Source organism: uncultured Allobosea sp., from assembly GCF_945957345.1.
In the GTDB taxonomy this organism is placed as follows: domain Bacteria; phylum Pseudomonadota; class Alphaproteobacteria; order Rhizobiales; family Beijerinckiaceae; genus Allobosea.
The window spans coordinates 37,580-55,059 of sequence record NZ_CAMFKW010000012.1 but is presented as its reverse complement, the minus strand read 5'-3'; the positions used below and the strand labels follow the sequence as shown (position 1 = coordinate 55,059).

The window sequence follows — 17,480 nt, the reverse complement described above, 5'->3', positions numbered from 1 at the left end:
AGTGGCCGAACGGATCGTGGAAATACATGCCGGACGAGGACCGGCTCTGCAAGGAAGTGCTGATCGCTCACTACGACGAGTTCCAAGGCGACCAGTACTGCTTCGATCGCTTGGTGAGAATGCAGCACTATGGCCTTCCCACCCGCTTGCTCGATATCTCGGGCAATCCTCTCGTCGCCTTGTTCTTCGCCCGTCACTGCAAGCCGGAGCTCATGGAGACGAAAGGGGAGGTGATTGTCTTTCGCCTTGCGCGCGACAAGGTGAAGTACTTCGACTCCGATACGGTCAGCTGCCTAGCGAACCTCTCGAACCTGCCTCATTCCCAAAAGAGCCTGATCGACCTTCGCCTGGACGCCGTGCAGTTCAACGAGACTGATGTCGCTCGTAAACTGCTCCACCACATCAAGTCGGAAAAGAGCTATTTCGAAGGTCGGATCAAGCCCGACGACCTCGGCTCTGTCGTGTGTGTCAAGGCAAAAAGGACCAATAGCCGGATCAAGTCCCAATCGGGGGCGTTCCTTCTCTTCGGTCATGAGGCAACGTTGCCGGAGTGGGGCAACGACGGGATCGAGGTTTCGCGAGTAACCGTGGGTAACAAGGAGCATATTCTGGCGCAGTTGGATGCCATCAACATCAACGCGACCACTGTCTATCCGAGCATCGATCAGACCACGGTTCACCTGCGTGATCAGCACTTGCGACCAGCCACAGAGTGAATCCGCAATCGGCTTGGAGCTGGCGCCTGCGCACCCACTATCCGCGGCACAACATTGGTTAGCGACGTGGCATCCCCCCGAATAGCAGACGCGGAGAAGGCACATGGTCCAGATTGCCCGCTCACCCGCCCGCTCCAAGATAGTAAACAAAATGTTGCACCGCTGCTTTCGCTGCGATACTCGTAATCTGGACGCGCGCTAGACTCGCGATTTTTGAGAATGGCGTTTTTTAAGGCTACTTTTCTGAATTTAGATTCTTAATTTCAGAAATCTGCTCTTAGGAAAATCAACGAGTTAGAGCTAGGCCGGATTCAACTTTATTGAGACGCTACACGCGACGTCCGGACGATGGCCCAGACGACCCCCGCCACGCTGGCGCTGAAGCAGCTCGGAATCCGTTTCGAGCTGCACAGCTACACCTATGACCCGAATGCCGAGCGCGTCGGGTTGCAAGCGGCGGAGGCCCTGGGCGAGCCGCCAAATCGCGTGCTCAAGACCTTGATCGCGCAGGTCGATGGCAAGCCGGTCTGCATCGTGCTCGCCTCCGACCGCGAGGCCAGCATGAAGAAGGTCGCGGCGGCTTTCGGTGGCAAGGCTGCCGCGATGATGCCGGTGCCCGATGCCGAGCGCCTGACCGGCTACAAGGTCGGCGGGGTCAGCCCCTTCGGCCAGAAGCGCAAATTGCCGACGATCGTCGACGAACCCGCCTCCTCCGAAGTGCTGGTCTATGTCAATGGCGGCCAGCGCGGGCTGCAGATCGCGCTGGCGCCAGCCGATCTCCTGAGCGCGGCCAATGCTCGCAGCGCCGTCATCTCGGCCTGATAGCAGGCTCTCCAAGCTTTCCCGATACGCCCCGATGGCTTAGTGCCGCGGGAGCATTCCTCCAAGGTTCCGCATTTCCATGATCCGCCTCGAGAACATCAGCAAGCAGAACGGAAAGCAGATCGTCTTCATCGAGGCCTCGGCAGGGCTTCTGAAGGGCGAGAAGGTCGGGCTGGTTGGGCCGAATGGCGCCGGCAAGACCACCTTGTTCCGGATGATCACCGGCGAAGAGGCGCCCGACGAAGGGGTGGTCTCGACCGATCGCGGCATCACCATCGGCTATTTCAGCCAGGATGTCGGCGAGATGGCCGGCCGCAGCGCCGTCGCCGAGGTGATGGACGGGGCCGGTCCGGTCAGCACGGTCGCGGCCGAGCTTGCCGAACTCGAAGCCGCCATGGTCGATCCCGACCGCGCCGACGAGATGGAAGAAATCATCGCCCGCTATGGCGAGGTGCAGGGGCGTTTCGAGGAGCTCGACGGCTATGCGCTCGACGGGCGGGCACGCGAGGTGCTCGCAGGGCTCGGCTTCAGCGAGGAGATGATGGAGGGCGATGTCGGCGGCCTCTCCGGTGGCTGGAAGATGCGCGTCGCGCTCGCCCGCATCCTGCTGATGCGCCCCGACGCGATGCTGCTCGACGAGCCGTCGAACCATCTCGATCTCGAAAGCCTGATCTGGCTGGAATCCTTCCTCAAGAACTATGACGGCGCCGTGCTGATGACCTCGCATGACCGCGAGTTCATGAACCGCATCGTCGGCAAGATCATCGAGATCGATGGCGGCGCGCTGACCAGCTATTCCGGCGATTACGAATTCTACCAGCAGCAGCGGGCGCTGGCCGAAAAGCAGATGCAGGCGCAGTTCGAGCGCCAGCAGGCGATGCTCGCCAAGGAGATCGCCTTCATCGAGCGCTTCAAGGCGCGCGCCTCCCACGCCGCGCAGGTGCAGAGCCGCGTCAAGAAGCTGGAGAAGATCGACCGCGTCGAGCCGCCCCGCCGCCGCCAGACCGTCGCCTTCGAGTTCCAGCCGGCGCCGCGCTCCGGCGACGACGTGGTCAGCATCAAGAACGTCAACAAGGCTTATGGCAGCCGCAGCATCTATGACGGGCTGAACTTCCAGATCCAGCGCAAGGAGCGCTGGTGCGTGCTCGGCGTCAACGGCGCCGGCAAGTCGACGCTGCTGAAGCTCGTCACTGGAACGACCGAGGCCGATACCGGCACGGTCAATATCGGCGCCAGCGTCAAGCTCGGCTATTTCGCCCAGCATGCCATGGAGGTGCTCGACGGCGAGCGCACCGTGTTCGAGGCGCTGGAAGACCGCTTCCCGCAGGCTGGACAGGGTTCGTTGCGCTCGCTCGCCGGCTGCTTCGGCTTCTCGGGCGACGATGTCGAGAAGCGCTGCCGCGTGCTCTCGGGCGGCGAGAAGGCGCGGCTGGTCATGGCGATGATGCTCTATGATCCGCCGAATTTCCTGGTGCTGGACGAGCCGACCAACCATCTGGACATCGCCACCAAGGAAATGCTGATCACCGCGCTCTCGAACTACGAGGGCACGATGCTCTTCGTCAGCCACGACCGGCATTTCCTCGCCGCGTTGTCGAACCGCCTGCTGGAGCTGACCCCCGATGGCGTCCACGCCTACGGCGGCGGCTATACCGAGTACGTCGCCCGCACCGGGCAGGAAGCGCCGGGCCTGCGCAGCTGATCGCTGCGCTACCTGGCGAAAACCGACCAGCCCGTCGCTTCGGTCAGACGCTCCAGCGCCAGCGTGCCGAGCAGGGAATTGCCGTTGGCGTTGAGGCCGGGCGACCAGACCGCGATCGCGGCCTTGCCCGGCGCTATCGCCAAAATGCCGCCGCCGACGCCAGACTTGCCGGGCAGGCCGACGCGGAAGGCGAAATCGCCGGAGGCGTCGTAATGGCCGCAGGTCAGCATCAGCGCGTTGATGCGCCGCGCCCGTTGCCCTGAGACGACGCGCGGCCCACCGGGCTCGTAGAAGCCGCCATGCATCAGGAAGCGCCCGGCCATGGCGAGCTGCCGGCAATTCATGGCGATGGCGCATTGATGGAAATAGACGCCGAGCGTCAATTCCGGCGGATGGGTGATGTTGCCGAAGGCCTTCATGTAGTTCGCGAGCGCGATATTGCGGAAGCCGGTGGCCTGCTCGGCCCGCGCCACCGCCTCGTCGATGACGATCGTGTCGTCATCGGCGAGATAGCGCATGAAGCGCAGCAACTCGCCGATCGCGACGCGCGGCTCGTGGCCGGCAAGGTTGATATCGGCGACGACGAGGGCGCCGGCATTGATGAAGGGATTGCGCGGCACGCCCTGCTCGCGCTCGAGCTGGACGATCGAGTTGAAGGGCGTGCCCGAGGGCTCGCGCCCGACCCGGCGCCAGAGCGTGTCGCCGACCTTGCCGAGCGCCTGCGTCAAGGCGAAGACCTTCGAGACGCTCTGGATCGAGAAGGGCTCCTCGCTTTCGCCGGCAGCATGGACCTCGCCATCGGCCGTCACGACGCAGAGCCCGAACTGGCGGGGATCGATGCGGGCGAGTGGCGGGATATAGGTCGCGACCTCGCCGCGCTCCTCGGCGCCCCGCATCTCATCGGCGATGTCGCGGACCAGCCGCCCGATATCCGTCACGCTCGCGCCCCGGCTGCTCTCCATCGGCCGCAAGCCAAGCCAGAGCGGCCGCCGCCGGTCAAGCCGCAGCCGGGATCGTGGACTATTGCAAGCGCGGATGGCGCCCCGCTGAGGTGCGCGCATCCAGGACGGAACGCTGCCCGGCGATGACGCAGAGCGACTTGCCGCGTGACTTCGCCTGGTAAAGCGCGGCATCGGCCGCCGTCATCAGGCTGTTCATGTCACGGCCATGCTCGGGTGCGAGCGCGATGCCGACGGAAGCACCGATATTGAGCTGGTGCCCGCTGTCGAGCTCGTAGGGCTCCGAAATCTCGCGCACGATGCGCTCGCCGAAGCGCTGGAGCTGCGTCCGCTCGGTCTGCTCGGAAAGCACGACGAATTCGTCGCCGCCGATGCGCGCCGCAATGTCGGAGCTGCGGACGAGGCCGCGCAGGCGCTCGGCGACGAGCTGGAGCAAGGCATCGCCCGCCATATGCCCGTAATTGTCGTTGACCGCCTTGAAGCCGTCGAGATCAAGATAGACCAGCGCGAGACCGCGCGGACCTGTCTCGCTCTCGAAACGGGTGGCGAAGGCCTTGGCCAATCCGGTCCGGTTCGACAGGCCGGTGAGCATGTCGTGACGGGCGTGGAAGGCGTTCTCGCGCTCCGCCCGCATGGTCGAGATCAGCATGGCGTTCAGCTTGTAGGCGGCGACCGTCATGCTGAAGAGGTAGAATGGGATCTGCATGAAGGTGATCATCATGATCGGCTCGGACAGGAAAGGTGCCGCGAGCACGCAAGGCCCGAGCGTCAGCCCGATCATCACGCCGGCCATGCGCGGCGCCGCGAAATTGCGGAAGCAGATGCCGCCGACCATCGCGGCAGCCGAGAGGCAGGCCAAGGCCGCCGCGACCCAGTCGCCACTGGTCAGGCTGAGGAAGGTGCCGGCACCGATGCCGGCAGCCCAGGCCACGCCGAGCAGGAGATAGAGATCGGTCGGCGTCGAGGCGCCACGCGCGGCGCGGCGGCGCGCGCTGACCAGCACGACAAGGCGGATGCCGCAGCAGATGAGCTCGTAGGTGCACCAGAGCATGAAGGGCAGCGTCGGGATGCGCCAGGCGATCAGGAAGGAGACCGCGAGCGAATTCACAACGCCGCCGATGAAGATCGGCAGGGTGCCATAGAGGTTGGCGATCAGCGCCACCCGGATGTCCGGCGGCACGTCCGGCCCGGCATCCGCCAGCCAACGCGTGACGCGCCAACGCGGCAAACTGTAGCGGAGGACTGCGCCACTCATCGGCTGTTAGGCTCCTCACTGCCGAACAGGCCAATTGGCACCTGATCGCGAGCGCTGCCTAACAGCGACGTCTTACGATTTCGTGTGGAAACGGCCTAAATCCGCAGCGCAGCACAGTGACGCTGCGTCAATATATCGAAAAATCAACGAATCTGGCGATAAACCCAGACACGCGCCGGTGGGATGTTGCGCAGCACCCAGTCGGACACGAAGGCCTTGAGACCCGAACCCTTCCGCGGAATCGGCGAGATCACCGAATAGGTGAACTGGATGAAGGGCGCGCCCTCGGCGAGCAGCGGGAAAACCTCACGCGCCAGCGCCGAACGCGCGGCCGGCGGGCGGTTGAACAAGGGCAAGCTGGAGACCAGCGCGGTCGCCTTCTCGTGGAGATGGCCGGCGAGTGTCGCCGACAGGGCATAGGCATCGCCCTGCACGATAGTCGCCCGCGGAAAGCGCTTGCTCAGCAATTCGCAGAATTCGGGGCTGTATTCGACGAGGACCAGCCGGCTTTCGTCGATGCCGCGCTCGATCAGCGCCTCGGTGACGGGGCCGGTGCCGGGGCCGATCTCGATCACCGGGCCAGGCTGCTCGGGATCGACGAAGGAGGCCATGCGCCGGGCGAGCGCCGGACTCGACGGTGTCACCGAGCCGGTCCGGCGCGGGTCGTCGATCCAGGACTTGATGAAGCGCGCCTCGTCGCCGAGCTTCGCCTTGGCCTCGCTGACGCGGCTCTTGAACTTCTCCGCGGTGTTGCGGACCTCGCCTTCGACCTTGTAGCGGACGGCCGCGACCTTCAGCTTCGCCTCGGCGACGCGATCGACGAGATCGGCCGCGGTGACGCGCACCTCGCCCTCGATCCGGGTCGCGACGCGGGACTGCCCGAGGCGGGCCGCCAGCGAAGCGGCGCGCGGTGGGCGATGGCGAATCGTCGAAGACATGACACCCCTTGAACGCCGCAGAGACGACGCGTCTGACGCAAATCAACGTTACCTGCGCGGCATATGGGGTCAAGAGCGCGCCGGCGCCAAGCATTTAATCCGGGTCGCCCCAAACCATATCCTCAGATCAGCGGCCTTGGCGCCACGATCCTCTCATAGGCCGCCGCCATCCGCGCCGTGAGATGCGGGTTCAGCAGCGTGAGCCTTCCGCCCGCCAGCGAGAACAATCCTTCCCGGCGCAAACGCGACCAGGTCTTGCTGGTGTGGACGAGCGACAGACCGAGCGCATCGGCGATCTGCTGCTGCGAGAGCGGGAAATCGAAACCATCATTGGTGACGAGTCCGAGTGCGTCGAGGCGGTGATGCAGCGAGATGATCAACGCGGCGAGGCGTTCGCCGGCATTGCGCTGACCGACCGAAGTGAGGTTGTCGTCGACCATGCACTCCTCGCGCGAGCCGAGCCAGGAGACTTCGTAGGCCAGCGTCGGCATGCGCACGAACAGGTCCCAGAGGCGCTTGCGCGGAAAGACACAGAGCTCGACATCGGTCAGAGCCTCGATGCCGTGCTCGGCCGCCGCGAGCAGCGAAGCCTGCAGGCCGACGAGATCCCCCGGCAGCAGGAAGTTGAGGATCTGGCGCCGCCCGTCCGGCAGCGACTTGTAGCGGAAGGCCCAGCCCGAGAAGAGCGTGTAGAGCTCCGCATCCTCCTGGCCTGGATGAATGATGTCCTGCCCGGCACGCACGACACGATGATCGGTCTTCATCGTCTGGATGAAGCGGATTTCGTCATCGGTCTTGTCCCGGAAAGCGGGTTTGAGCCGCAAGGGGCAGGCAAGGCAGGGTGTGCCGAGGCGCCCCGGCCGGCTGGCGATGTTCATGGCTGAATCGGATCCCCCGATCGCCGGCGGATATCCGGCTTTTCCAACAACGCGGCGAAGGCGCTCCGCGTTCCGCGGCGACGGGGGCCGTACACAACCGAGCGCCTTCAGGGGAACCGAAGCGGGATTTCCGGCGTTTTCAATCCCGAAAGCCGGTCAATCGGCCGGCAAGCCCTGGAGACATCCATGCTCAAGCCCAGCCTTGCGCCGGCCGTGCGCGCCATCGTCTTCTTCGGCCTCATGGGTACGGCCGTGTCCGGCATGACCCTGGGGGCCGGGCTTCAGATGCCGGCCGACCAGAGTTCGACGAGCACCGCTCTCGCCAAGGCCGAGCACGGTGCTGCCGCCACCGTCCAGTTCGCCGCCGTCGACCGCTCCGACCGCTCGCGCAGCGCCGCGAAGCGCGCCATCGCCTCGCCGTCGCAGCAGGCGATGGCCGACGGGCCGGTCACGCATATCGTCCGTTAACGCCGATTTCCTGTTCCCCCGCGAATGCGCGGCCGTCCCGACAAGCCTCGAAAGGGGCCAGCCTGGACGGCCGCGCACTCGCTTGAATTCAGCGCGCTTCAGGAGTCGTGAGCGATCCGCCAACGGCCAAGGCTGCGACCGTGGGGCTCCTGCGTCTGCACGGCTTCGATCTGTGTGAGCAAGCCTGCGAAAAGCCGGGGCGGAGCGCTGTGCTGGATGTCGCGATCGGCTTCGAGGCCAACCTCGATCGCGGAAGCATCGACATCCACAACCTCCACGACGATCCGCACGCCGGGCGTGCTGCGCAGAGCCCTCGATGCGACATCCGCGACGAGAAAGCCGAGCGGGATGATGCGGTCGACGGAGAGCGTCGCCGCCGTCTCGATCCGGCCCGCCACCCATTGGTCGCGGCCACGGATCAGATTCGAGATCATGGTGACGACGTCGTCGAGGAAAAGGTCGACGCGGACCGGCTGCATCTCGCCATCGGCAAGCGTGAAGCGATAGGCGGCCGACAGAACATGCACCCGGCATTCCGCATCGGCGAGCGCAAGCCTTGCCTCGTCGCGATGATCGCGTTTGCTCAGCCCGATATAGCTCTGCACGACCTGCAGGCTGTTCTTGACCCGGTGATGCAGCTCGCGGACGAGAAAGCGGTTGTCGTCGAGCGCCGTCTGGAGGCGGCGCTGCCGCACCTCCTGCTCCTCGACCATACCGTTAAAAGCTTCCGCGACGCTGCGGATGTCGCCGGGCATGCCGTCCGCCACCACGGCCCTGACCCGGTTGCTCGAGGTCCGCGACCGGGCAGCCATTTCGATGCCCCGCAGCCAGCGCAGGCAGTGTTTCTCGATCGCCCTCATGCAGACGAGGCAGAGCAGGGCCAAGGTGAGGAGCGGCGCCAGAAGCAGCACGATGAATTGCAGCCGGGCAGCCTCCGCCGGCCGGTCATCGAAGCTCGCGACGATATAGAAATCCGGCTCGGCGACCATCCGGGCGGCATAGACATTGTCGTCTCCGGCGCGGCTCGAAGCTGTCCAGCGAGCATGCCTGTCGGGAACGCGGTCCAAGCGCGGTAGCCAGGTCATGTCGCGGTTGTCGCCACGGCTGGCGACGACGCCGACATCCCGCCCGATCAGGGCAACGTTCAGGACCTGGCCGTCCTCGCCGAGATCGAAGACGTTCTCCAGCAATTCGGGAGCCGTCAGCAGCAGGGCCTGCTGCAAACCGCCGCTCCCGCTCGGAAAATCCGATGCCAGGATGGCGAGATAGCGCCGCCCGCCCGCAGTGACTTGATCGTAACGCATCCGGCCGAGATTGGCGCCGTTCCACATCCCGACCGCGGGCCGGCTCGCAAGCTGCTTCGCGAAGCCGTCCAGCATCGCGGCGGAAAGATCCGGATCGAGCGCACCGGCGCAAACCTGCCCATCCGCACCGCGCAGCAGAAAGCCGCGAAAGCCTCCGGATCGCTCCATCGCCGTGACGCCGGCATTTCGGCATCCGGCCGTATCGAGCCCCACCTCGGCCGCTGTGGTACCGAAGGCGAGGAGCGCGCGCGACATGCCGCGATACCAGACGCGCGTCCGCACGGCGAAATCATCGACGGCGCGCGTCTGCGCCGCCTCGATCGCGACGACAGCGGCGCGATAGGTCGCATAGGCGGCAAAGGCCGATGCGCAGGCGATGGGAACGGCGATCGCGACCAGCATAGCCAGCAGACGCGCCCTGACAGTGCTGAAACGCCGCAAACGCATCAGGATCCAACGGGTTCGGAACCAACTCTCTGCATCGCAGCCGCGTTGGTGCGGCCCGGTCCGAGATCATCGACGCTGCCGATCGACAGCAATTCGGCGAGTTTCGTGCGGGCACGGTTGACCCGGCTCTTGATCGTCCCGATCGCCACGCCGCAGATTTCCGCCGCCTCCTCATAGGACAGCCCGGTGGCGCCGACCATGATCAGCACCTCGCGCTGCTCCTCCGGGAGCTTCGCCAGCGCCTTGCGGAAATCGGCAAGGTCGAGATGGCTTTCCTGGTTGCCGTGGGTCGCCATGCGCTCGGCATAGGTCCCTTCGCTGTCCTGCACCTCGCGGCCGCGCTTGCGGTAGAGCGAGTAATAGGTGTTGCGCAGGATGGTGAAGAGCCAGGCGCGCAGGCTGGTGCCCGGTTCGAACTTGTCGGAATTGCCCCAAGCCTTCAACAGAGTGTCCTGCACGAGGTCGTCGGCCAGTTGCATGGAGCCCGAAAGCGAGGCCGCGAACGCGCGCAGATTCGGAATTTCGCGGATCAGGCCGTCCTTGAAATCTTCGGTCCGGCGTTCCTGCGCCAGAGTTTCGGTGCCGTTCGCAGGGACTGTATCACTGGGAGTCATCGCGCGACGCTCCAGCTGCACGCTGCTCGGTCGCCTCAAGCTGCGCCAGCAGCACGAGAAACTTGTCGGGCACGGGTGCGTTCACGATGTCGTCGTAATGGGCCTTGAGAGAGCGGCCGATGGATTCCTGCACCTTTGGGTCCAGAACCAGATCGAAGCCTTCATCGGGATCGTCCGGTTCCGTCATCGCTACATCCGACCTATTCATCTCAGCCCTCGCACCACCGACAGGTCGGCTTTTCCAGCCGATCCCGCATTCTCGAATTCCACCATCTCTGGTCTTGCCACTTCCTGCCGGCGATGCCGAAGCCACGTCGCGATGGCGACACCAATACGCCTTAATAACCGGCCTCTCCCAACAAGGTTCCACGATCTCGCAAAAATAAATTCCTTGTCTCTTGCGCAGGCTAAGCCATTATTCCAGCACGCTAAAAGGGACGCGTCCATGTCGATTGCAAAAGAAATTGCGCCTCATCTTCCGTATCTGCGCCGCTTCGCGCGGGCGCTCTGCGGAAGCCAGCCGAGCGGCGACGCCTATGTCGTCGCCATGCTCGAAGCGCTCGTCGCCGATCCCAGCGGCTTCCCACGCGACATCGATCCCCGCGTCGGCCTCTACAAGACCTTCCTGAAGCTGTGGTCCTCGGCCAGCGTCGATGCCGCCGCGCCGGTCGTCGAGCTCTCGCGCCCGCCGGCCGAGCGCAATCTGGAAGCGCTGACGCCGCGCCCGCGCCAGGCCTTCCTGCTGCGGACGGTCGAGGGCTTCCCGCTCGACGACGTCGCCAAGGTGATGGACATCACGGCGGCCGAAGCCTCCGCGCTGATCCAGACCGCCGGGCAGGAGATCGCCGAGCAGGTCGCGACCGAGGTGCTGATCATCGAAGACGAACCGATCATCGCGCTCGACATCGAGACGATGGTCGAGGAGCTCGGCCACAGCGTCACCGGCGTCGCCCGGACGCAGCGCGAGGCCATCGCCCTCGTCGCCAAGAAGCGGCCGGGCCTGGTGCTCGCCGATATCCAGCTCGCCGATGGCAGCTCGGGCCTCGACGCCGTCAACGAGATCCTGTCCTCGATCGACGTGCCGGTGATCTTCATCACCGCCTATCCCGAGCGCCTCCTGACCGGCGACCGGCCGGAGCCGGCCTTCCTGATCACCAAGCCGTTCCAGCCGGAGGCCGTGAAGGCGGCGATCAGCCAGGCCCTGTTCTTCGATCGCCGCGCCGGCCGCAAGGCCGCCTGACGCTTCGACCTCGTGCGAAGACGAGCAAGGCCCGCGGCGTGCAAACCGCGGGCCTTTTTTCTTGCCGAGCAGGAACCCGCATGATGATCATGCGTTCCGCGATGAATGACAGTTTCGTTTGCAGTTGGGGAGGGCGTGGACCATGGCGACGACCTGCTTCTCGGCCGCGATCGCGGCGCTATCGATCGGGGCAGCCCTCTTCTCCGGGATGGTGCAACCGGGCGCACCGGGTGCGGACATCCTGTCCTTGGTCCTTGCCGGCCTGACGGGTCTCACGATCGTCAGCGCCTCGGCTCTGGACAGCTAACGCGGCGTTCCGGCGGGTTTCGCCGGGCAAGCGCCCGTCGCCGCCCGGGCGAACGGATTCTCGCTCCCCTGATCATCGCCATCGGCATCGGGCTTGCGCCGGCCGTCGCGGCGGCAGCTCCGACTACCGCGCCGATTTCAACACCGAAGCCTCCGCCGCGCCCGCCCGAATTGCGGCCGTCCGTGCCGGATAGAGCCGGCAAGGCAGAGCCGCCTGCCGCGACGGCCATGCCTTCGATCCCGAGCGTAGCAGCGACGCCGCCCGTTCAGGCTTCATGCCTCTCGGCACTGGCGGCGCTTCCCGGCAACCGGGTAACGGCGGCCAGTCCCGCCCCGCAGGACAGCGATCCTGCCTGCCGGATCAGCGACCCCGTTCGTGTCGAGGCGCTTGCCATCCGGGGACAAGGCGGCCCCGCGGTCGTGGCCTTCGAGCCCCCGCCCCTGCTGAGCTGTGCCATGGCCAGCACGCTTGCCGGTTGGCTCGACCGCAGCGTCCAGCCCCTGGCGCGCGGCCATTTCGAGCGGGATCTCGTGGCCTTGCGTGTCGGCGGCGGCCATGAATGCCGGCGGCGCAACCGCGCCTCGGCCGGCCCGGTCAGCGAGCATGCGACCGGTCAGGCGCTCGATATCTTCGCCTTCAAGCTGGGGAGTGGCTCCGAGGCGTTGCAGGTCGCGGTCGAGAAGCCGCAAGGTCTGGCGCAGAACCGCTTTCTCGAGGCGATAAGGCAATCCGCCTGCGGCGCCTTCATGACCACGCTCGGGCCGGGTTCGGATGCCGCCCATGCCAATCACCTGCATGTCGACATCCAGGAGCGGCGCTCGCGGGCGTCGCACTTCTGCCAGTAAAGAGGCTCAGTGGGTGTTGTCGGATGATCCGAAGCGCTGCAGGAGGCTCTGTTCTCCGCCGCTCGGCACGACACCGTCGACGAGGCGGGGGCCGCTGCGGCGCGCGGCCATCACGGCCAGGGCGGCCTCGCAATCGAGACCGGCGGCGATCAAATCCTCCAGCTCCCAGAACGGCGGCAGTGCCGTCAGGAACTCCTGATCGATTATTGTTGGGGTTTCCCCAAGCAGACGACTCACGGCCATCGACATTCCCATGCCAAGATGAAACGCCAACGCTACAAACTCTCCCTTGGTTCCCTACTTAGGAACTGTGGGTTTCTTGGGGCGTTCGTACCGCCAGTTCACCAGGAGCATTCGTGATGAGCCTTGGGCATACCCGTTCCTGCCTAACTGTCCTTGCCCTCGCTGGCCTCATAGGAATGCACGAGCCCGCTGCGGCACAGGCCGGTGGTCCACCGACCGGACGTCTCTCCTGCACCGTGGGCGCCGGCTTTGCCGCCATCGCCAAGGCGCAGAAGCCACTCGATTGCCGCTTCAGGCCACGCCGAGGCCCTGCACAGCACTATATCGGCATCGTTCGCCAGTATGGCATCGACCTCGGCTCGATCCGCGGAACGCGGATGGCGTGGCATGTCTACGGGCCTTACGCGCGGGCGCCCCTGGGGGCGTTGAACGGAACTTATGCAGCCCCCACCCAAACCGGGACCCCCGGCGGATCGACGCTTGTCGGAGGTGAGGACAACAAGGTCACGCTGCAGCCGCGGGTGGCGCAAACGGTGCGCGGCTTCAATGCCGCCGTCGGGGTGACGCAGTTCGAGCTGACCTTGTCGGGCTCGGGAGGCCGCCGACGCTGATCCAAAATGGGGGCAGGATTACCTTTTGCTAACCTTGACCGGTCAAATTCGACTCAAATTCCAAGCTTTCGGTCATGCTGGCGTGCCGAAGCAGGAACTTCGCCAATCCTGTTACGTTGAGATCGCGTAACAGAGATTGCAGTGAGTGAGAGAGCCGGTCGATGGCTGATATCCGCGTACTCATCGTAGAAGACGATCCGTTCATCGCGATGGACATCGAGAGCGCCGTGGCCGACCAGCTCGGCGATGGTGTCGAGTTGATCGTCGTCGAATCCGTGGCCGAAGCCCGTCGGATGACGGCGAAGCCGCTTGCCTGCGCCCTGCTCGATATCGACGTGGTCGGCGGCAAGACCTTCGACGTCGCGAGCGCGCTCCAGGACATCGGCACGCCCTTCGCCTTCGTCTCGGGCTCGGCGCCACATGAAGTGCCGGCCGCGCTGCGCGGCGTCCGCTTCCTGCGCAAGCCCTTCTCGACGCGCGAGGTCGCCGCATTCGTGAAAAGCGCGCTCGCCATGCCCGCCCTCAAGACGGTGCAGGGCTGACTTTTTCAGGATTGGGCCCAGGGCGCTTCCCGCTTCGGAAAAACGATCGTCACCCTTGTGCCCGGTCGCTCGGCCTGGTCGGGATGGAGCGGCTGCGAGGTCATCGTCGCCCGCATGCTGCGCAGCAGGCTGGCGATCACGGTCTGCCCCAGCCCCTTGCTCGCCGCCTCCGCAGGCATGCCGACGCCATCATCTTCGATCGACAGCGCAAGTGCGGGCTCGCCTTCATGATCGGTGGGCACGAAACGGATGACGATCCGCCCCGTCATGCCGTCCGGGAAGGCGTGCTTGATGGCGTTGGTCACGAGTTCGTTGACGATGACGACGAAGGAGACGGCGTCGCGGCCGGGCAGCCTGATCGCTTCCATGTCGAGATCGATCCGGATCGGCCGGCCTTCGGCCGACTTGCCGATTTCGGCCAGCAGGTCTTCCATATAGGGCCGCGCATCGATCTCGTCGGTCTCGATATCGAGGCGCAGGCGCCGCTGACCGGCGGCGATCGCCTGGATGCGCGACTGGGCCTGTGCCAGCGCCGCCTTTACCGCGGGCTCGCGTGTCTGCCGACCCTGTACGTTGAGCAGCGCCGAAACCATGGCGAGGTTGTTGCCGACGCGGTGATTGACGTCGCGCAGCAGCGCCTCGATGCGCAGGCGCTCGCTTTCGAGCTGGCGCGTGCGCTCGCTCACAATCTGCTCAAGCTCGGCATTGGTGATCGCCAATGCATTGCTGCGGCGCTGCCGCCGGCGCAACTGCTGCCAGGCGGCGAAGGCGAGGCCAGCGAGCGCAACGACGATGCCGGTGCTGCCCCAGAGGCGGCGATGCTCCTCCCGGCGGTAGAGCGACATCAGGCGGATGTTCTCGCTCTGCTGGATGGCCTGGACGGTGCCGCGCAACCGGTCCATCGCGGCCGTGCCGGCGTCGCTGCGGACGAGCGCCAGCGCTTCCGGCCGGCGGCCCGCACGCTCCAGCGAGACCGTCCGGTCGAGCTCCGTGAATTTTGTGGCCATATCCGCGCGCAGCGATGCGACCCGCTCCTTCTGAGCGGGATCGGAATCGACCAGGGCTGCAAGGATGTCGAGCTCGGGGCCGGCGGCGGCGCGGCCCTCGGTGAAGGGATCGAGATAATCCGCTTCCCCGGTCAACAGGAAGCCGCGCTGTCCGGTTTCGGCATCGCGCATCCGGCCGAGGAAGCGCTCGGCCCGCTCGCGGATCTCGATCGCGTGGGAGACCAGGTCCGCGGCCTGACGCGCCTGCCAATTGATCCAGGCCGCGAGCACGATGGCGAGCGCCACGACCGCGATCGCAACGATCGTGGTCGTAGCCGCGCGAAAGCGCGCGCCGATGGCCGGGAAGACCGGGATCGGAAAGCGGGAGCGAGGCCTCACCTGATCGGACATGCAGGTCTTGTTAAGGGACGCATGGCGACATCCCTATGTAAAAAGACATGCTCCGTCCATGCCGTGAATCGGTGCGGAATCAGGCTTCCGCATCGTCATCATCGCCGCCCGCGACGATCTGGCGGCCCAGAATCGCGCCGAGAACGACGATGCCGCCAGCCAGCGCCATGCGCCAGCTCAGGCGTGAGCCGATGAGCTTAGCCGCCAGCGGCGCCGCGGCGAGAGCCGCCGTCGCAACGGGACGCGGCGGCCGACGCCGGCTCTTGACGAAGAGCGCGATGCAGATCGCCAGGAGCCCCGACGCAAACAAGCCGCCGGCGATCCAGAGACTCGCGGCAACCGCGCCGTAGCGCAGCACCAGGACTGTATGCAGGGCGTTCAAGGCATAGCCGCCGGCACAGAGCATAAGCAGGGCAGCGAGGCCGAAGAGGCCGTAGACGATGACATTGCGCTTCACCACCCCGGATACCTCCGCGGCGATGAAGGATCCAATCCCCCCGAACATGGTCAGCGCGCCGACAGGAAGCCGACGAAGAGACCGACCGCCGCCGCAAGGCCGAGCGCGCGCAGCGGCCGCTCGCGAATCTCGTCCTCGATCAGCTTCTGCAGCTCGGTCGCCTGCTCCTTGGCGACGTCGACCATCTTGTCGGTGTCGACGCCGACGGCGCGCAGGCGCTCGCCAACGGTGGCGACGATGTCCTCGGCACTGCGCGTCAGGGTGTCTTCCAGCGCGCTCGCCTGGCGCTTGGCGCGAGCTCCCGCCTGGCGCGCCTCGGCCGCGACATCCTCGGCGCCGGCCTCGACCTCAGCCTTCACGCGTTTGGCGGCGGCGGCAGCCTGTCGTTTCGCGGATGTCGTGGTGGCCATGGCAGTATCGTCCTGTCGCTGATTGGAATTCGGATGGTGGCGAGGAGGCGCGGCGACCGCAAGGGCCACCACTTAAACGGGCAACGCATGCCCCGTGGTTCTGTTCCGGGAGACGATCAGGCAGCCTTGGCTTCGCCGCCCGTTTCCACCTCCTCGGCCTCAGCCTTGGCCTTCTCGCGGCGATAGCGCGCGAATTCCTCCTGCGCCACCATGGCGACGATGACGATCGGCGTCGAGAGCACGGCGCCGACCGGCCCCCAGAGCCAGAGCCAGAAGATGAAGGCGATGAAGACGAGGAAAGGCGAGATCGTCAGCCGGTTGCCGACGAAGACGGGCGTGACCGCGTTGCCCTCGATCAGGTGCAGCACGTAATACGCCGCCGCTGGCCAGAGCGCCGCCAGGATCGAGGGCGCATCGAGCAGGGCGCCGGCCAGAAGCAGGATCGCGACGAAGATCGGGCCGATGAAGGCGAGATAGTTGAGCAGGAAGGCGAGCGCGCCCCAGAAGACCGGAAAGGGCAGGCCGGCGATCCAGGCGATCGCCATGGTGAGGACGCCCATGCCGAAATTGATCGTGGTCACCAACGCGAAATAGCGGGCAACGCGGGTTTCGATCTCCTCGAAGAAGGAGCCGGCCGAGCGGCGTGCGCCCCGGCCGAGGCAGAGCCTGAGCACCCGCGCCTTGAGATGACGGCGGGTCGCCAGCCAGAAATAGATCGTCGCGACGAAGATCAGCATGCCGCCGGCCGCTGCCGAGGAGGTCAGCGCGATGTCGAAGAGCGGATTGCCCTGGGAGACGCTGAGCTCGGCGCCCTTGCCGGTGATCGAGGCGATGCCGCGCTTGAATTCGTCCATGAAGGCGAAGACGCCGGCGAGCTTGCCCTGGAGCGCCGCCATCATGGCCGGGGCCTGGTCGCTCCATCCGGCGACCGGCACGGCGAGGATCGCGATCGCGCCAAGCAGGAGGCCGATGAAGAATAGCACGACCAGCGCCGCAGCCGCATGCTGCGGCACCCGGTAGCGTACCAGCACATCGACGAGCGGGCCGAGCACGAGGCCGAAGATGACACCCGCCACGACCGGCATGGCGATGACCTTGGTCAGGGCCAGCGAGGCCGTCGCCAGGATGACGAAAATGCCGACGATGGCGTAGCGGACGATGAGGTCATGCTCGTAGGCCGTGACCTCCGTGCTGTCTTCCACCGATTCCGGCTCCGCCATGTAGCGCGGAAACGGCCTCCAGGCCGACGAATTGAGCATGGGATGCTTCCAACGCGCTATCCGCGCCCCCCTGGCGCGTCGGAGGGATCAACGCCGGAAGTATCG

At 65.8% G+C, this 17,480-nt stretch carries 21 protein-coding genes; 9 read left to right on the top strand and 12 right to left on the bottom strand.

The features are described 5' to 3' along the window. Positions 1-26: 26 nt before the first annotated feature. The 3 genes from Q0Q36_RS08340 (at position 27) to Q0Q36_RS08330 (ending at position 3,240) form a co-directional block, all read left to right on the top strand. The gene (locus Q0Q36_RS08340) at positions 27-716 is read left to right on the top strand and encodes an FRG domain-containing protein (RefSeq protein WP_293797237.1); all 690 of its coding nucleotides are present in this window, start codon (positions 27-29) and stop codon (positions 714-716) included. A gap of 348 nt (positions 717-1,064) precedes the next feature. Continuing rightward, positions 1,065-1,538 carry a Cys-tRNA(Pro) deacylase gene (ybaK, locus tag Q0Q36_RS08335; RefSeq protein ID WP_293797235.1) on the top strand — a complete coding sequence of 158 codons (474 nt, stop codon included), beginning with the start codon at positions 1,065-1,067 and terminating at the stop codon, positions 1,536-1,538. A gap of 79 nt (positions 1,539-1,617) precedes the next feature. Next, on the top strand, positions 1,618-3,240 hold the full coding sequence (locus tag Q0Q36_RS08330) for an ABC-F family ATP-binding cassette domain-containing protein (protein ID WP_293797232.1): 1,623 nt from the start codon (positions 1,618-1,620) through the stop codon (positions 3,238-3,240). Positions 3,241-3,248: 8 nt separating this feature from the next. Here the strand turns inward: Q0Q36_RS08330 and Q0Q36_RS08325 are convergent, their stop codons facing one another. The 4 genes from Q0Q36_RS08325 to Q0Q36_RS08310 form a co-directional block, all read right to left on the bottom strand. After that, entirely contained in the window at positions 3,249-4,202 is a 954-nt protein-coding gene (locus tag Q0Q36_RS08325; RefSeq protein WP_293797229.1) for a glutaminase, read from the bottom strand. A 58-nt stretch (positions 4,203-4,260) separates the two neighbouring features. After that, positions 4,261-5,454, bottom strand: a complete 1,194-nt coding sequence (locus tag Q0Q36_RS08320; RefSeq protein WP_293797226.1) for a GGDEF domain-containing protein — start codon at positions 5,452-5,454, stop codon at positions 4,261-4,263. A 143-nt stretch (positions 5,455-5,597) separates the two neighbouring features. Then, entirely contained in the window at positions 5,598-6,392 is a 795-nt protein-coding gene (locus Q0Q36_RS08315; protein WP_367187164.1) for a class I SAM-dependent methyltransferase, read from the bottom strand. Positions 6,393-6,514: 122 nt separating this feature from the next. After that, the gene (locus Q0Q36_RS08310; RefSeq protein ID WP_293797223.1) at positions 6,515-7,270 is read right to left on the bottom strand and encodes a Crp/Fnr family transcriptional regulator; all 756 of its coding nucleotides are present in this window, start codon (positions 7,268-7,270) and stop codon (positions 6,515-6,517) included. A gap of 186 nt (positions 7,271-7,456) precedes the next feature. Here Q0Q36_RS08310 and Q0Q36_RS08305 point away from each other — a divergent pair, with 186 nt between their 5' ends. Further along, a complete protein-coding gene (locus Q0Q36_RS08305) occupies positions 7,457-7,738 on the top strand; it encodes a hypothetical protein (protein ID WP_293797221.1) in 282 nt (93 codons plus the stop codon). 98 nt (positions 7,739-7,836) lie between these two features. On the opposite strand, the gene Q0Q36_RS08300 is transcribed toward Q0Q36_RS08305, so the two are convergent. The 3 genes from Q0Q36_RS08300 to Q0Q36_RS08290 are packed head-to-tail and all read right to left on the bottom strand — an operon-like array spanning position 7,837 to position 10,290. Then, on the bottom strand, positions 7,837-9,489 hold the full coding sequence (locus Q0Q36_RS08300) for a sensor histidine kinase (protein WP_293797219.1): 1,653 nt from the start codon (positions 9,487-9,489) through the stop codon (positions 7,837-7,839). Further along, the gene (locus Q0Q36_RS08295; RefSeq protein WP_293797216.1) at positions 9,489-10,103 is read right to left on the bottom strand and encodes a sigma-70 family RNA polymerase sigma factor; all 615 of its coding nucleotides are present in this window, start codon (positions 10,101-10,103) and stop codon (positions 9,489-9,491) included. The genes Q0Q36_RS08300 and Q0Q36_RS08295 overlap by 1 nt, the downstream gene beginning before the upstream one ends. After that, positions 10,090-10,290: a NepR family anti-sigma factor gene (locus Q0Q36_RS08290; RefSeq protein ID WP_293797214.1), complete on the bottom strand. Its 201-nt coding sequence runs from the start codon at positions 10,288-10,290 to the stop codon at positions 10,090-10,092. The genes Q0Q36_RS08295 and Q0Q36_RS08290 overlap by 14 nt, the downstream gene beginning before the upstream one ends. Positions 10,291-10,548: 258 nt before the next feature. On the opposite strand from Q0Q36_RS08290, the gene Q0Q36_RS08285 reads away from it, so the two are divergent. The 3 genes from Q0Q36_RS08285 (at position 10,549) to Q0Q36_RS08275 (ending at position 12,495) form a co-directional block, all read left to right on the top strand. Next, positions 10,549-11,343, top strand: coding sequence for a response regulator (locus tag Q0Q36_RS08285; RefSeq protein WP_293797212.1), 795 nt, complete (start codon positions 10,549-10,551; stop codon positions 11,341-11,343). Between the two features lie 142 nt (positions 11,344-11,485). Continuing rightward, the gene (locus Q0Q36_RS08280; RefSeq protein ID WP_265057203.1) at positions 11,486-11,650 is read left to right on the top strand and encodes a hypothetical protein; all 165 of its coding nucleotides are present in this window, start codon (positions 11,486-11,488) and stop codon (positions 11,648-11,650) included. A 227-nt stretch (positions 11,651-11,877) separates the two neighbouring features. Beyond that, a complete protein-coding gene (locus Q0Q36_RS08275; protein ID WP_293797210.1) occupies positions 11,878-12,495 on the top strand; it encodes an extensin family protein in 618 nt (205 codons plus the stop codon). 6 nt (positions 12,496-12,501) lie between these two features. Here the strand turns inward: Q0Q36_RS08275 and Q0Q36_RS08270 are convergent, their stop codons facing one another. Continuing rightward, entirely contained in the window at positions 12,502-12,768 is a 267-nt protein-coding gene (locus tag Q0Q36_RS08270; RefSeq protein WP_265057201.1) for a hypothetical protein, read from the bottom strand. A 146-nt stretch (positions 12,769-12,914) separates the two neighbouring features. Here Q0Q36_RS08270 and Q0Q36_RS08265 point away from each other — a divergent pair, with 146 nt between their 5' ends. Next, positions 12,915-13,349 carry a DUF992 domain-containing protein gene (locus Q0Q36_RS08265; RefSeq protein ID WP_293797207.1) on the top strand — a complete coding sequence of 145 codons (435 nt, stop codon included), beginning with the start codon at positions 12,915-12,917 and terminating at the stop codon, positions 13,347-13,349. 161 nt (positions 13,350-13,510) lie between these two features. After that, positions 13,511-13,891 carry a response regulator gene (locus Q0Q36_RS08260; protein ID WP_293797204.1) on the top strand — a complete coding sequence of 127 codons (381 nt, stop codon included), beginning with the start codon at positions 13,511-13,513 and terminating at the stop codon, positions 13,889-13,891. Between the two features lie 5 nt (positions 13,892-13,896). On the opposite strand, the gene Q0Q36_RS08255 is transcribed toward Q0Q36_RS08260, so the two are convergent. The 4 genes from Q0Q36_RS08255 to Q0Q36_RS08240 all read right to left on the bottom strand — a co-directional run bounded on the left by Q0Q36_RS08255 (position 13,897) and on the right by Q0Q36_RS08240 (position 17,414). Then, a complete protein-coding gene (locus Q0Q36_RS08255) occupies positions 13,897-15,288 on the bottom strand; it encodes a CHASE3 domain-containing protein (protein WP_293797201.1) in 1,392 nt (463 codons plus the stop codon). 79 nt (positions 15,289-15,367) lie between these two features. Further along, positions 15,368-15,748, bottom strand: a complete 381-nt coding sequence (locus tag Q0Q36_RS08250) for a hypothetical protein (RefSeq protein WP_293797199.1) — start codon at positions 15,746-15,748, stop codon at positions 15,368-15,370. Positions 15,749-15,795: 47 nt separating this feature from the next. Next, complete coding sequence (locus Q0Q36_RS08245; RefSeq protein WP_293797197.1) at positions 15,796-16,155, bottom strand: DUF883 C-terminal domain-containing protein; 360 nt, start codon at positions 16,153-16,155, stop codon at positions 15,796-15,798. A gap of 116 nt (positions 16,156-16,271) precedes the next feature. Then, entirely contained in the window at positions 16,272-17,414 is a 1,143-nt protein-coding gene (locus tag Q0Q36_RS08240; RefSeq protein WP_293797194.1) for an AI-2E family transporter, read from the bottom strand. Between the last annotated feature and the right edge of the window lie 66 nt (positions 17,415-17,480).